Source organism: Nocardia sp. BMG51109 (genome assembly GCF_000526215.1).
Taxonomy (GTDB): domain Bacteria; phylum Actinomycetota; class Actinomycetes; order Mycobacteriales; family Mycobacteriaceae; genus Nocardia.
The window spans coordinates 1513830-1528441 of the sequence record NZ_JAFQ01000004.1; the positions used below are offsets into that span (position 1 = coordinate 1513830).

Annotated in this window: 12 protein-coding genes; 6 read left to right on the forward strand and 6 right to left on the reverse strand. The window is 70.2% G+C overall.

What is annotated here, in order from left to right; translation table 11 throughout:
- Nucleotides 1–435 precede the first annotated feature (435 nt).
- The 5 genes from cydC to D892_RS0108105 all read right to left on the reverse strand — a co-directional run bounded on the left by cydC (nucleotide 436) and on the right by D892_RS0108105 (nucleotide 8189).
- Nucleotides 436–2121, reverse strand: a complete 1686-nt coding sequence (cydC, locus tag D892_RS0108085; protein ID WP_232236023.1) for a thiol reductant ABC exporter subunit CydC — start codon at nucleotides 2119–2121, stop codon at nucleotides 436–438.
- On the reverse strand, nucleotides 2118–4478 hold the full coding sequence (locus D892_RS44955) for an ABC transporter ATP-binding protein/permease (protein WP_024800755.1): 2361 nt from the start codon (nucleotides 4476–4478) through the stop codon (nucleotides 2118–2120). The genes cydC and D892_RS44955 overlap by 4 nt, the downstream gene beginning before the upstream one ends.
- Nucleotides 4479–4481: 3 nt before the next feature.
- Nucleotides 4482–5549, reverse strand: coding sequence for a cytochrome d ubiquinol oxidase subunit II (gene cydB, locus D892_RS0108095; RefSeq protein ID WP_024800756.1), 1068 nt, complete (start codon nucleotides 5547–5549; stop codon nucleotides 4482–4484).
- 9 nt (nucleotides 5550–5558) lie between these two features.
- Nucleotides 5559–7022 carry a cytochrome ubiquinol oxidase subunit I gene (locus tag D892_RS0108100; RefSeq protein WP_024800757.1) on the reverse strand — a complete coding sequence of 488 codons (1464 nt, stop codon included), beginning with the start codon at nucleotides 7020–7022 and terminating at the stop codon, nucleotides 5559–5561.
- Nucleotides 7023–7271: 249 nt separating this feature from the next.
- On the reverse strand, nucleotides 7272–8189 hold the full coding sequence (locus tag D892_RS0108105; protein WP_024800758.1) for an aminodeoxychorismate lyase: 918 nt from the start codon (nucleotides 8187–8189) through the stop codon (nucleotides 7272–7274).
- A 216-nt stretch (nucleotides 8190–8405) separates the two neighbouring features.
- Here D892_RS0108105 and D892_RS0108110 point away from each other — a divergent pair, with 216 nt between their 5' ends.
- From D892_RS0108110 to D892_RS0108125, 4 genes are all read left to right on the forward strand, one after another.
- The gene (locus tag D892_RS0108110; RefSeq protein WP_024800759.1) at nucleotides 8406–9521 is read left to right on the forward strand and encodes a folate-binding protein YgfZ; all 1116 of its coding nucleotides are present in this window, start codon (nucleotides 8406–8408) and stop codon (nucleotides 9519–9521) included.
- Complete coding sequence (locus D892_RS0108115) at nucleotides 9518–10207, forward strand: MOSC domain-containing protein (RefSeq protein WP_024800760.1); 690 nt, start codon at nucleotides 9518–9520, stop codon at nucleotides 10205–10207. The genes D892_RS0108110 and D892_RS0108115 overlap by 4 nt, the downstream gene beginning before the upstream one ends.
- Before the next feature lie 43 nt (nucleotides 10208–10250).
- The gene (locus tag D892_RS0108120) at nucleotides 10251–11213 is read left to right on the forward strand and encodes an asparaginase (RefSeq protein WP_024800761.1); all 963 of its coding nucleotides are present in this window, start codon (nucleotides 10251–10253) and stop codon (nucleotides 11211–11213) included.
- A 175-nt stretch (nucleotides 11214–11388) separates the two neighbouring features.
- Complete coding sequence (locus D892_RS0108125) at nucleotides 11389–11604, forward strand: DUF3073 domain-containing protein (RefSeq protein WP_024800762.1); 216 nt, start codon at nucleotides 11389–11391, stop codon at nucleotides 11602–11604.
- Between the two features lie 181 nt (nucleotides 11605–11785).
- Here D892_RS0108125 and purM read toward each other — a convergent pair whose 3' ends face one another.
- Complete coding sequence (purM, locus tag D892_RS0108130; RefSeq protein ID WP_024800763.1) at nucleotides 11786–12886, reverse strand: phosphoribosylformylglycinamidine cyclo-ligase; 1101 nt, start codon at nucleotides 12884–12886, stop codon at nucleotides 11786–11788.
- A gap of 194 nt (nucleotides 12887–13080) precedes the next feature.
- Here purM and D892_RS0108135 point away from each other — a divergent pair, with 194 nt between their 5' ends.
- Together D892_RS0108135 and D892_RS0108140 are read left to right on the forward strand one after the other, a co-directional pair.
- Nucleotides 13081–13950, forward strand: coding sequence for an alpha/beta fold hydrolase (locus tag D892_RS0108135; protein ID WP_024800764.1), 870 nt, complete (start codon nucleotides 13081–13083; stop codon nucleotides 13948–13950).
- Nucleotides 13937–14545, forward strand: a complete 609-nt coding sequence (locus tag D892_RS0108140) for a TetR/AcrR family transcriptional regulator (protein WP_024800765.1) — start codon at nucleotides 13937–13939, stop codon at nucleotides 14543–14545. Before D892_RS0108135 ends, D892_RS0108140 begins: the two co-directional genes overlap by 14 nt.
- Nucleotides 14546–14612: the final 67 nt, after the last annotated feature.

The window sequence follows — 14612 nt, forward strand, 5'->3', positions numbered from 1 at the left end:
GGCTCGGGGGCCGGGTGACTGCCTGGGATTAGCTCGGCGCTCGCGCGAACGAGAATCCGTTGCAGCGGTGGCGCTAGCCGGCAGCCACCTCACGTGTCCACTGAATACTCATTCTTCGAACCACCTCCTTTCCCGTGTACGAACGAATCTAGCCGTCGGCGGATCGGGCGGCAACGGAATTTCGCGGGCCGCAGAAGCGCAGGTCGGTGGGAATATTTCCGGGTATCGGAGGGTTGCCCGGGCGCCGATTCGGACCGGCGGCGGCGAACGCCGGGCCTGGCGAAACCCCGGATCGTTCACATCCGCATCTCCGAACTACGTTGTCGCACCTGGAGCGTGGGGTCCGGATGATGCGGATCGGTCCGGTCGACAGACCCGGTTCCGTTCCGGTCGGCGCCGTGCCCGTCGGACCGGCTCCGGGCCGCGTGGGCCGGATCAGTTCGGTGCAGAGCCGGCCGTTGTCCGAATCGACACTCGGCCGTCCGGATCGACCTCTACGACGGTGTCGGCACGGTGATCCGACGGCAGCTGATGGGTGACGACCACGACGGTGCGGTCGGGCGCCACCAGCCCGCTGCGCTCATCGAGCAGGGCCCGCAGCAGGTCGGCGCCCGCATCCGCCTCCAGGTGCTCGGTGGGCTCGTCGAGCAGCAGCACGCGCGCCGGGGAGACCAGCGCGCGAGCGAGCAGGATCCGGCGACGCTGACCGCCCGACACCGACGCCGCGCCACCGACCAGATCGGTCTGCGGGCCGTCCGGCAGGCCGGCCAACCAGTCGCCCAGACCGGCCGTGCGCAGGGCGGTTTCGGCCGCTTCGGCGGTGAGGTCCCCGCGAGCCACGCGCAGGTTCTCCAGCACGGTCGTACCGAACAGGTGCGCGTCCTCGGCGAAGAACGTGATCCCGGGGCGAGGCGTGTCGAACAGCCCCGCCCAGCGCATCAGCAGGGTGGTCTTACCGGCGCCGCTGGGACCGACGACCGCGATTCGCCGTCCCTGCGGCAACGAGGGCGCCGCAAGAGACACCCGGTCCGAGTTCGAGATCGTGGTTGCGGTTGCGGCGCCGGCTCGGCGATCCGGCTCGGCCGCGGTGATGCGGCGCAGCGCCGCGCGGCCGTTGCTCAGCGCCTGGAATGCCGCCGGGAGAACGCCCACGGCCTCGAACGCCGACAGCGGCAGCAGCACGAGGACGGCCAGCGCCATCGGCGTGATGCCGCCGGGCGGCGCGGGTTGCAGTGGTCCGGCCGGTGCGCCGGTTCCGCTGCCGTACAGGACGATTCCGATGAGCAGCGCACCGAGGACGCTGACACCGATCGACAGCGGCGTGGCCGCCGCCGCCCAGGCGCTGCGCGCGGCCGCCCGATCCTCCGCCGCCACGGCCCGCTGCGCCGCGCGGTCCGCCCGGGTGAGCGCCTCGTCGAGGCGGCCGGCGACCCGGAGTTCGGCGGCGTGATCGAGCACGGTGAGCGCGGCCGCGGTGAACTCCCGGCGGTCGTCCCGCACCGCCAGTTCGGCCTCCCGCGCGGCCCGCACCGACAACCAGGGGGCGACGACCCCGGAGACCGCCAGCGCGGACGCCAGCACGGCGGCCGCGGCCGGAGAGACGGTGGCGAGCAGGCCGATCGCGGCGATCGACAGCAGCAGCGCGACCGCGATCGGCACGAACGCCCGCACCACCACCGCGCCCACATCGTCCATGTCGCTACCGATCCGGGTCAGCAGATCCCCGCGCCGCAGCCGCGTCGGGTCCCGCTCGTCGCGACCGCCGCGCCGCAGCGACCAGATATCGGCGCTCGCCAGCGCCGAATACACACCGGTCCGCGCGGTGGTCATCGCCCGCAGCGCCACATCGTGGGTGGCCAGCCGCTCGAGATACCGGCACAGCCCGCGCGAAATCCCCAGCGCCCGAACGGCGACCACGGCCACGCTCAGATCGAGCACCGGCGGCATCTGCCAGGCCCGAGCGATCAGCCACGCCGCCAAGGCCGCCAGCCCCAGCCCACTCCCCAGCGCGAGAGTCCCCCACCCCACCGACACCGCGATCCGCCACCGCGACAATTCGAGCAGCTCCACCAACCGCCGCAAGTCGCCGCACGCTCCCCGCACCCCCGAATCCCGTATCACCGCAGCACCTCTCGCGCATCCCGAACGGCACGCTCCGAGTCGTGCGCCGCCCTCCCTCGCTCTTCGAACGAACTGGGCCCACCCTCGACGGAACCATCCACAGCCGCACTCGGAGTCGCCCCCGAATCGTCTCCGACCGCATCCGCACCACGGAAAGCACGGCCCCCCAACCGGAACCGAGGACCGCCTGAGGCACCCCGGCCGCCCTCATCGGCCCCTCGGCCCTCGGCGGTTCGAGGGGCTGCGGAGGCGTCGTCGACGGACGTTGCGACCGGAGCGCTGTGCCGCACAAGGTGTTCGGTGTGCGGCGGCGGTGAGCCATTTCGGGCGGCGGTGGCGCGGACCTCGACCACGTGGTCGGCGATGGCGAGGACGGTGGGGCGGTGGGCCACCACGATCACCGTGGCACCCGCGCGGGCTCGGGCCGACAGGGCCGCGAGCACGCGGGCCTCGGCCTCCTCGTCCAGGTGGGCAGTGGGCTCGTCGAACAGGAGCACCGGGCGGTCGGCGGCGAGGACCCGGGTGAGGGCCAGGCGCTGGCGCTGGCCCAGGGACAGGCCGATGCCGCCGGTGCCGACCACGGTGTCCCAGCGGTCGGGGAGTTCGTCGAGCACCACGTCGAATCCGGTTGCGGTGCAGGCGGATTCCAGATCGCTCACGATGCGGGCGGGCCCGGCCGCCGGCTCCTCGGCGCGAGCCCCGAACAGCTCGAGGTTCTCGCGCAGGGTCCCCGGCAGCACCACGGGACGCTGCGGCAACCAGGCCAGCCGCGCCCACCAGCGTTCGGGTTCGAGATCGGGCACCGCGACCCCGTCGACGGCAACCTCACCGCGGTCGGGCGTGATCAGCCCCAGAATCGCCTGCAGGACCGTGGATTTACCGCATCCGTTGGGCCCGGCGAGGACCGTGACCCGCCCCGCCTCCAACACCGCCGACAGCCCGTCGGGCGCGGTGGCGCCCCTCCCATGCACGGTGAGATCACGCAGTTCGACGACGCCCCGGAACGCCCCGGCCGCTCCGTGCCCGGCCCCACCGTCTCGATCCCCCACGGCAGACAACCGCTCCGCCACACTCTCACTCTTTCCGACGACACCGCGTCCGTCCACGGCACCGTTCCGACCTTCCGCACTGCGCACACCGACGACACCGTTCTCACCCGCGCCACCACGTCCCTCCACGGCATCCTCCGCACCGGCACCGACTCGTTCTCCCCTGACAGGGAACGGCTCCGCCACGCTCTCGCTGTCTCCGACGACAGCGCGTCCGCGCACGGCACTGTTCTCATCGCCGTCGCGCGCACCTACGCCGCTCTCGTCGACGGCCGCGCTCTCGCGCGGGACACGGCGGCCCACTGCCGCCCTCTTCCGCTCCCGCGCCGGCTCCAGCACCGCGAATGCCTTTGCGGCCGCCGCCATCCCGTCCTGGGCGTCGTGGAAACGCTCGCCCACCGCGCGCAGCGGAAGGTACACCTCGGGCGCCAGAATCAGGCCCAGCAGCCCGGCGTACAGGCCCATGTTCCCGAAAACCAGCCGCATGCCGATCGACACCGCGACCAGCGCGACACACAGCGTCGCCAGCAGCTCCAGCACCATCGAGGACAGGAACGCCACCCGCAGCGCGGACATCGTCCGGGCGTGCAGCTGCTCCCCCAGCTCTCGTACCCGCCCCCGCATCGTCGTCGTATCGTCGCCCGCCGCAGCGGATTCGCGCCCCAGCGCACGCAGCGTCGGCATGCCGGCGAACAGGTCCAGCAGCTGGTCGGACAGCCGCGTGGTCGCCGTCAGGGTGGCCGCCGCCCGCCCCTGCGTCATCAGACCGATCAGCACCATGAACACCGGAATCAGCGGCAGTGTCACGAGGATGATCGCACCCGCGGTGAGATCGTGGAATGCGATGACCGCCAGCACGATCGGCGGCACCAGCACCGCCAGCAACAGGGCCGGTAGGTATCCCGTCAGATAGGCGCGCAGTCCACTCAGCCCATTGCCGACCACGACCGCCAGCTCCGTGCGGCGCGAATCCAGTTCGCGCGGCTCGAGTTCGGCGCCCGCGATCAGCACCGCCTGTTCCAGCTCGGTCACCACCCGGGCGCCGGCCCGGTGCGCCAGCCGGGCCTGCCACCAGGTCGCCGCTCCGCGGCAACCGACCGCCACCGCGAACACCACCAACTCGGCGCCCCAGGACCCGAGCGTGCGGCGTCCCGGATCGGTGATCACGCCGGCGAGGACCCGCGCCAGCGCCAGTGCCACCACCACGATGCAGCCGGTGGTGATCAGCGAGAGCGCAACGCTGACGAGCAGATACGGCCGAGCCGAGCGGGCGTACCGCCACAGGCGCGGGTCCACGGGCCGAGCCACGGCTCAGCTCCTCGCCGCACCCGGCGACCGGGTCTCCACCGGCAGGCCGATCGCCGGCGGGATCTGATCGGTGGTGAGCCGCTTGCGGAACACCCAGTACGTCCAGCCCTGGTAGACCAGCACGATCGGCGTCAGGATCACCGCGCACCAGCTCATGATCTTCAGGGTGTAGTGCGTCGAGGAGGCATTGTCGATGGTCAGGCTGTAGGCCGGATCGATGCTCGACGGCAGCACGTCCGGGTACAGCGAGCCGAACAGCAGCACCACCGCGCCGATGATGGTCACCGCGGTGCCGAAGAACGCCCACCCGTCGGCCCGGGTGCTGTGCGCCTTTCCGCCCGGGAACAGCACCGCGCCGACCAGCACCAGGCCGGCCACGGCGAGCCCCACCATCGCCCACGTCCATCCCGTGCCGTGCGCCAGCTGGGTCCACAGCCCGAACGCGGCGACCGCGACAACGGTCGGAATCCACAGCAGCCGTTCGAGTTTCACGGCGTCGGCACGCACGGTGCCACCGGTCTTGAGGCTCACGAACACCGTGCCGTGCAACAGGAACAGCAGCGTGGTGGTCAGGCCGCCGAGCAGGCCGTACCCGGTGAGCAGGTGGATCAGGCCGCCCTCGATCTGCTTGTCGGCGTTCAGCCGGACGCCGTGCACGATATTGGCGAATGCCAGACCCCAGGCGAAAGCCGGTATCCACGAACCCAATCCGATGCCGACGTCGGCCCACCGCCGCCAGCGCGGATCATCGATCTTGCCCCGCCATTCGATGGCGCAGGCCCGCGTGATCAGGCCCACCAGGATCAGCAGCAACGCCAGGTAGAACCCGGAGAACAGGCTGGCATACCACTCGGGGAAGGCCGCGAACATCGCGCCGCCGCCGACCAGCAGCCATACCTCGTTGCCGTCCCAGACCGGCCCGATCGTATTGAGCAGCACGCGCTTTCGCGTCTCGTCACCGCGGCCGAGGATCGGCATCAGCATGCCGACGCCGAAGTCGAAGCCCTCCAGCACGAAGTAGCCGGTGAACAGCACGCCGATCAGCAAGAACCAGAATTCGGGCAGACTCATCATCGGCTCCTAGTAGGCGAACGACAGCTTCTCGACGGGTTCGGCACCACCCGCATCGGCGGGTTCGGCGGCGTGCGCCTCCTCGGGCCCGGTGACCACGTAGCGGCGCATCAGGTAGAACCACGCCACCGCCAGCCCGCCGTACAGCACGGTGAACACGATCAGCGAGAACAGCACGGTGCCGGCGGCATTGCCGGAGACGCCCTCCTGCACGATCATCCGCAGGTCCGGATCGCCCGTCGGGTTGGGCGCGACCACCCAGGGCTGGCGTCCCATCTCGGTGAACACCCAGCCGGAACTGTTGGCCAGGAACGGGGTCGGGATGACGATCAGGCTCAGCCAGGAGAACCAGCGCTGATGCGGGACGCGCCCGCGCCGGGTCATCCAGAATCCGACCAGCGCGATGGCGGCGGAGCCGATCACCCAGCCGATCATGGCGCGGAACGACCAGTAGGTGACGAACAGGTTCGGCCGGTAGTCGCCGGGACCGTACTTCTCGCTGTAACTGGCCTGTAGGTCCTTGACGCCCTCCAGCGTCACACCGCTCAGCTTGCCCTCGGCCAGCAGCGGCAGCACGGTCGGCACCTCGATGGCGTGCGTGACACTGTCGCAGTTGTTGTGCGTGCCGACGGTGAGGATCGAGAAGTCCGGATCGGTTTCGGTGTGGCACAACGACTCCGCCGACGCCATCTTCATCGGCTGCTGCTTGAACATCAGCTTGCCCTGGGTGTCGCCGGTGATCACCAGCGCCACCCCCGCGACGATGATCACCCACATGCCGACCAGCGCCGCCGGCCGCCACAGCGAGCGCGCCTCGGCCAGCTTGTGCTCGTCGCCCGAGCGCGCGTTGCGCACCATCCACCACCCGGCGATACCGGCCATGAACGTGCCCGCGGTGATGAACGCCCCGGCGACCACGTGCGGGAACGCCGCCACCGTTGTGTTGTTCGTCAGCACCGCCATGATGCTGTTCAGCTCGGCGCGACCGGTTTCCGGGTTGTAGCGGGCGCCGACCGGATGCTGCATGAACGAGTTGGCGGCGACGATGAAATACGCGGAGGCGTTGACCCCGATCGCCACCATCCAGATGGTCCCCAGGTGCAGCCATTTCGGCAGCCGGGTCCAGCCGAAGATCCACAGGCCGAGGAACGTCGACTCCATGAAGAAGGCGACCAGCCCCTCGAGAGCCAGTGGCGCGCCGAAGATGTCACCGACATAGCGGGAGTACTCGCTCCAGTTCATGCCGAACTGGAACTCCTGCACGATGCCGGTGGCCACGCCGAGAGCGAAGTTGATCAGGAACAGCTTGCCGAAGAACTTCGTCAGCCGGTACCAGCGGTCCTGGCCGGTGATCACCCAGGCCGTTTGCAGGCCGGCAACCAGAGGCGCCAGGCCGATCGTGAGCGGCACGAAGATGAAGTGATAGACGGTGGTGATGCCGAACTGCCAGCGCGATACGTCGACGACGTTCATGATCGCGCCCCGCCGGGCTCGGACGCGATCACGCAGGTCGGATGTGCCCGGAACCCCTTGCTGCCCCTGCTCATAGGACCTCCTGCCCTACTACGACATGTTGTAGTAAAGGCTACGCCGAGTCCTCGGCGGATCAATGAGGTCTACGCCACGACACTCCGAGTGTTTTGCTGTGCGGTAACGACTTCCGACCCTGTTCCCGGTTGGCCCGCCGAATCGGACCGTCGTCCGGGAACAGTCCCCCGTTTCCTACGACCAGTCGGCCTGGCTCCACGTCCGGGAAATGCCGCGATCGACCAGCTCCGCGATCTCGTCGGCGCACTCCGGCGGCGACATCCGCAGGCCGTCCAGCACGGCCACCCGCGCGGCGGTGGTAACGCTGCCCAAGAGCCAAATACTGTCCGCGGTAATGAGATCGGCGGTGAAGAACGACTCGTAGCGGCAGTCCCAGCCGGCCTGCTCCGCCTCGGCGAACAGTGCCCGCTGGGTGATTCCGGGCAATACCCCGTGCCGGGCCGGCGGCGTGAGAAGCTGCTTGTCGCGCTGCAGGACGACGGTCGACCGCGGCCCCTCCAGGACGCGATGCTCGGTACTGGTGAAGATGACGTCGTCGGCATCCATGCGCGCGGCGAACCGCAGCGCCGCCATGTTGGTGGCATACGACAGCGTCTTGGCGCCCAGCAACAGCCACGGCGCGTTCGGGGCCAGCTCGACCGAGATGCCGCGGGACAGGGTGATGACCGAGATTCCTTCGTTGCGAGCCTTGTTCACCCGCTCTCCCACCGGCACCACGAGCACGTAAGCGGTGGGCACCGGCGCCGCCGCTTCCGGTGTGCGGGAGGCGGCCCGGGTGGTGGACTCGAGGATGTCCCGACCGCGGGTCAGCACCATGCGTAACATGCCCTCGCGCTCGCTACCCCACTCCTTGGCCGCGGCCTCGACCGCCGTGCGCCACTGCCCCACATCGGGCTCGGGCAGGTCCAGCGCCTCCGCCGAACGCTGCAACCGGGCCAGATGTAACTCGATCGCGCATGCCTTGCCATCCCGTACCAGCACCGTTTCGAAGACACCGTCGCCGCGGAGCGCACCGATGTCGTCCGCGTAGAGCAACGGTTCGCCCGGATCCCGGACGGTGCCGTCCAGGGTCACCAGAACTCGATCCACCATGCGGAGCAGCCTAGGCGAACCCGCGGTTCTACGAGGGGGTACCGAACCCGCGGTAGGTAACGGCGCGCCGTTTGATGGCCGCGCTCCACAACCCGTACGTGCATCGAGTGAGGACCATCACATTTCGGGCGGTTCCGACCGGTCCGGAGGACCAGGTTGTGGACGGCGCCGGATCCGATCCGACCGTCCTCGTCTTCGTCCGCCTAGAGTGGACCTGTGTCCGTGGTAGCTCCGCCCAGCCCACTGCTCGCCGCACCCGGGGCCGTCCCGGGCCCGCCGGAGGGTCCCGATGCCGCAGTGGCGTGGCATTACGGCGATCCGTTCGGCGAACAACGAGCCGCCGCCCGGGGCGCGGCGGTCGTCGACCGCTCCCATCGGTACGTCCTCACCATCACCGGCGCCGAGCGGCTGACCTGGTTGCACACCATCTCCAGCCAGCACATCGCCGAGCTGGGCGATCGCCGGTCGGCGGAGAACCTCGACCTCGATCTGAACGGCCGGGTGCTGCAGCATTTCGTACTCACCGATGTCGACGGCACGCTGTGGATCGACACCGAGGGCGAGCGCGGACCGGACCTGCTGGGCTTCCTGCAGAAGATGGTGTTCTGGGCCGACGCCAAGCCGGAGGCCACGCCCGGCTACGCGGTGCTGAGCCTGCTGGGGCCGAAGATCCCGCAGGTGACCGAGGCCCTCGGCATCGGCGAGCTGCCGCCGGCCTACGCCGCGATCTCCCTGCCCGGCGGCGGCTTCCTGCGCCGGATGCCCTGGCCCACGAGCGATTCCTTCGATCTGATCGTCCCGCGCGAGCACCTGGCCGAGTGGTGGGCGAGGCTCACCGAGGCGGGTGCGGAACCCGCGGGGATGTGGGCCTTCGAGGCGCTGCGCGTAGCGGCCCTGCGCCCGCGGATCGGCCTGGACACCGACGATCGGACGATCCCGCACGAGGCGCGCTGGATCGGCGGTGTCACCGAGCACGGCGCCGTCCATCTCGACAAGGGCTGCTACCGCGGCCAGGAGACGGTGGCGCGGGTGCACAACCTGGGCAAGCCGCCCCGGAATCTGGTGCTGCTGCATCTCGACGGCTCCGCCGACACCCGTCCGGCCACGGGCGACGCGGTCACCGCGGGCGGTCGCTCGGTCGGCCGGCTCGGAACGATCGTCGACCATTACGAACTCGGCCCGATCGCGCTGGCGCTGCTCAAGCGCGCGGTGCCCGCCGACGCCGCCCTGGCGGCGGGCCCGATGGCGGCGGCCATGGATCCGGATTCGGTGCCGTCCGACGACGAACCGCAGGCGGGCCGCCGGGCCGTCGAACGACTGCGCGGACGATGAGCGACCGGCCCGCGGGCCCGTCGAACCGCTCCACCACCGGCACCGTGCTGGCCGTGTGCGTCCTGCACGCCGAACTCGAACTGCCGCCGACGGTGAGCCGGGTAGGCCGGACGGCCATCGACAAGCGCCCTGCCTCGCATCGGGTGCCGGTGGGGCCGCTCGGTCTCGCCGGCGACCACGTGTGCGACACCACCCATCACGGCGGCGTGCATCAGGCCGTCTACGCCTACGCCGAGGAGGACGCCCGGCGTTGGGGCGCGGAGTTGAACCGCCACCTGCCCGCGGGCTGGTTCGGCGAGAACCTGCGGATCAGCGGGCTGCCGGTGAGCGATGCCGTGATCGGCGAGCGCTGGTCGGTGGGCGAAACCCTGCTCGAGGTGACCGCACCGCGCGTGCCGTGCGCGACCTTCCAGCACTGGTCCGGCGAGCGGCACTGGGTGAAACGGTTCACCCTGCAATCGGATACGGGCGCCTACCTGCGGATGCTGACCGAGGGCACCGTCGGCGCCGGCGACCGGGTGCGCGTGGAGTACGTGCCCGAGCACGGCGTGACGGTCCGCGACCTGTTCACCGGCGCCGATCCGGATCGGCTGGAATTGCTGCTGGCGGCCGAGCCCACCGTGTCCGAAGATGTCCGCAGGCAGGTGGCCAGGCATGCCCGCCGGGCCGGGCGGGCCGTCCGGTGACCCGGCGGATGCGTGCCCGGCCGAGGCGAAGCGAGGTGTGGCGATGAGTGTCGAACTGGTGGAAGTGGTGCGCTCGGGTTTCCGCGAGTGCGTGCATCGCGGCTCGCTGGTGATCCTCGATCCCGACGGCGAGCCGGCGGTGGCGCTCGGCGAGGTGCACCTGCCGGTCTTCCCGCGCTCCACGAACAAGCCGATGCAGGCGGTCACGCTGCTGCGCAACGGTTTCGAACCGATCGACGAGGCCGAGCTGGCGATCGCCACGGCCTCGCACTACGGCGAGCCCGACCACGTCGCACTCGTGCGGCGCCTGCTGGACCGCTTCGATCTCACGGAGAAGCACCTCGAATGCCCGCCCGATCTGCCCGTCGACGAGGCGGCCCGCGCGGCCGCGCTGGCCGGGCGCGATCGTGCCGAGGCCGCGCGCCGCATCTACATGAACTGCTCGGGTAAACACGCCGCGATGCTGGCCACCTGCCTGCTCAACGGCTGGCCCACGGAGGGGTACCCGGATGCGGCCCATCCGCTGCAGCAGGCCGTGACGGCGACCATCGCCGACATCACCGGGGAACCGGAGACCGATCTGGGGATCGACGGCTGCGGGTTGCCGATCGTTCCGGTGTCGCTGGTGAATCTCGCCCGCGCCTACGCGACCTTCGCGACCGCCGCACCGGGCTCGCCGGAGCGGCGGGTCGCCGACGCGATCCGCGCCCATCCCCGAGTGATTTCGGGCACGGACGGACCGGACCTGCTGACGATGCGGGCAACTCCGGGCCTGGTCTGCAAAATGGGCGCCGACGGGCTGCACGCCGGTGCGCTCCCCGACGGCCGGGCCTTCGCCTACAAGATCGATGACGGCCACGATCGCGCCCGAATGCCGTTGACGCAGGCAATTCTGCAGCGGATGGGGGTGCGGTGGACCGACCGGCACGCGGCGCTGGCGGCGCCCGCCGTACTGGGCGGCGGCGCCCGCGTCGGTATCGTGCGGGCAATCCCCGGGGTGCTCTGACCGCAGCCGGATCGGCGCGACAACCCGGCAAACCCGGCCGGATCCGGAGTCATCCCCGACTCCTGGAAGCGCGACCGCCACACACACGCTAAAGTGTCTGTCAGGAAGAGTATTAATTCGAACGGGGCCGCCAAACCACCCCAGGCCGCCCCGCAGTGACGCGAGGGGGTCAGCCATGGGCCGTGGCCGGGCTAAGGCAAAGCAGACCAAGGTCGCGCGCGAGCTCAAGTACAGCTCGCCGTCGACCGACTTCGCGAGCCTTCAGCGTGAGCTCTCGGGACATTCCCGTGACTCGCAGCGAAGCGGTGTTCTCTCCGACGAGCACGACACGGACGAGTCGCTGTCGCGCTGGGAGGAAGACGACGACTACAAAGACGACTGGCGCCGCTGACTCGGATCGACGTGCTAAGGGGGAGGCCTGACGGGCCTCCCCCTTAGCACGTCGCCACCGCGTCCGGTGCCGCTCGTCGGCCGGTCCCGCACCGCTCACCGAGACTCGCGGCGACACCGCTGTCCGCGATCGAACGATCCGGACACCGGTGTGGTCGGGGCCTGTCGTGAGCGCCGCCGTATCAGAACCGCTGGTGTTCACCCACCAGCGCGACGCGCTCGGCGTCGGACTCCTTGGCCTTCTTGACGGTGCCCAGCGTCCAGCACGCGATATGCCGGGCGGTGAGCACGGCCAGGGCGCGCTCGGCGTCCTCGGGCGCGACGACGGCGACCATGCCGACACCCATGTTGAAGGTCTTCTCCATCTCCGCCCGCTCCACGCGACCGCGCTGGGCGATCATCTTGAACACCGGCGCCGGATTCCAAGTACCGCGGTCGATCTCGGCGACCAGGCCGGCGGGCAGCACCCGGGCCAGGTTCGCGGCCAGCCCGCCGCCGGTGACATGCGCGAAGGTGCGCACGTCGGTCTCCGCGACCAGGGCCAGGCAGTCCTTGGCGTAGATCTTGGTCGGCTCGAGCAGTTCCTCGCCCAGGGTGCGGCCGAACTCCTCGACGTGCCCGGTCAGTGACATCCGGTCGATCTCCAGCAGCACGTGCCGGGCCAGGCTGTAGCCGTTGGAATGCAGCCCGGACGAGCCCATCGCGATCACCACGTCGCCGGGGCGCACCCGGTCGGGCCCCAGAACGGCATCGGCCTCCACCACGCCGATGCCGGTGGCCGAGAGGTCGTAGTCGTCGGCGCCCATCAGCCCCGGATGTTCGGCCGTCTCCCCGCCCAGCAGCGCGCAGCCGGCCTGCACGCACCCCTCGGCGATGCCGGAGACGATCTGCGCCAGCCGTTCCGGCTCGACCTTCCCGACAGCGATGTAGTCCTGCAGGAACAGCGGTTCCGCGCCGCACACCACCAGGTCGTCCACGACCATGGCGACCAGATCCAGACCCACCGTGTCGTGCTTGTCCAGCGCCTGCGCGACCGCGATCTTGGTGCCGACCCCGTCGGTCGAGGACGCGAGCAGCGGCTCGCGGTAATCGCCCTTCAGCGCGAACAGTCCGGCGAAGCCACCCAATCCGCCTTGCACCTCGGGCCTGGTGGCCTTCTTGGCCAGGGGCGCATAGAGCTCTACCGCCCGATCTCCGGCCTCGATATCCACACCGGCCGCGGCATACGAGGCACCGGCGCCAAGGCCGTCCACACCGGCACCAGTCGGGGTCTGCTCAGTCATTTTCGGGGAAAGCTCCAAACCGAATCGGCGGATAGATGCCTGCTCACGCTACCGGAGTCGGATAACGAGACCGCACCGGTATTGGCTTCGGCTATTGACAAATCGGACGAGTTTCGGCGGCCTTCATTGACATACATACGGTATGTATGTGAATCTGAACGCACTTCGATACTTCGTCCTCCGGGAGGAACGACATGGGAACCAGCAGCGCACTCGGCCCGATCCACGAGGTGGACCTGTTGGGGCGGCACCGGATCCGCTATCACGACACCGGTTCCGGCCCGCCGGTCGTCTTCGTGCACGGCCTGTTGGTCAACGCAGACCTGTGGCGCAATGTGGTGCCGGGTGTGGCCGCGGCCGGCCACCGCTGCCTGACCCCCGACCTGCCGTTCGGCGCGCATTCGATTCCGGTGCCCGAGGCGGACCTGTCCCCCACCGGCGCCGCCGACCTGCTCGCCGACTTCCTGGAACGGCTGGATCTGCGGGACGTGACGCTGGTGGCCAACGACACCGGCGGCGCGATCACGCAGATCATGCTGACCCGCGACCGGTCCCGCGTCGGCCGGGTCGTGCTCACCAACTGCGACGCCTACGACAAGTTCTTCCCGCAGCCGTTCACGCCGCTACCCCGGCTCGCACCGATTCCCGGACTGCTGCGAACCCTGTTGGAGCTCATGCGGTTCCGGCCCGCGCAGCGGTTGCCGATCGCGTTCGGCCTGGTGACCAAGCGCCCGGTGCCGCCGGAGATCGCCGACTCCTATCTGCTGCCCACCCGGCGGTCGGCGGCGATCCGGGCGGACCTGGTGCGCTTCCTGCGCGGTGTGCACAAGCGCTACACGCTGGCGGCCGCGGAGCATTTCCCGGCCCTCGACCTGCCGGTGCTGCTGGCGTGGGCGCAGGAGGACAAGGCGTTCAAGGTGTCGTTCGCCGAACGGCTGGCCCGCGATCTGCCGGATGCCACCCTGCGGCTGATCGACGACTCCTACACCTTCAGCGCCGAGGACCGCCCGGAGTTGCTCACCGAGTTGATCGTGGAGTTCACTCGGCTGCATGCCGCGCCGTAGTCAGGAGGATCGCTCTCGCACCACCCGAGCCGCGCTCGAGGACGCCGGTCGCCGGCTGTTCGCCGAGCGCGGCTACGCGGGTGTCTCGGCCGAGGAGATCGTCTCCGCGGCCGGGGTCACCCGCGGCGCCCTGCACCATCACTACGGCGACAAGCGCGGCCTGTTCCTGGCCGTCCTCGAACGCCTGGAGGCCGACAACACCGCCGAGGTCGCGCGCGCCATCGCCGAGTTACCCGATCCCGCCGACCTGCTCGCGGCCATGGCCGTCGGGCTGCGCAGCTTTCTGGACATCAGTGGGCGCCCGGAGACGGTCCGGATCGTCATGGCCGACGGTCCGGCCGTACTGGGCTGGGAAGGCTGGCGCGAGATGGAGGCCCGGCACGGCCTCGGGCTGATCACCGACCAGCTGCACCGGGCCGTCGACGCCGGCCTGGCCGCCCCCGCCCCGGTGCCGGTGCTCAGCCAGCTCATCCTCAGCGCGATCACGGAGGCGGGGATGATCGTGGCGCACGCCGACGATCCGGATACCGCACGGCTGGAGGCGGAACAATGCCTGCTGCTGCTGATCTCCGGCATTCTCCGACAGCCCGGCTGACCACTCCGGCGGTAGCGCACTCGCCGCATCGGAAGCCATGCGAACCGGGCGGATTCGGGTCGAGACC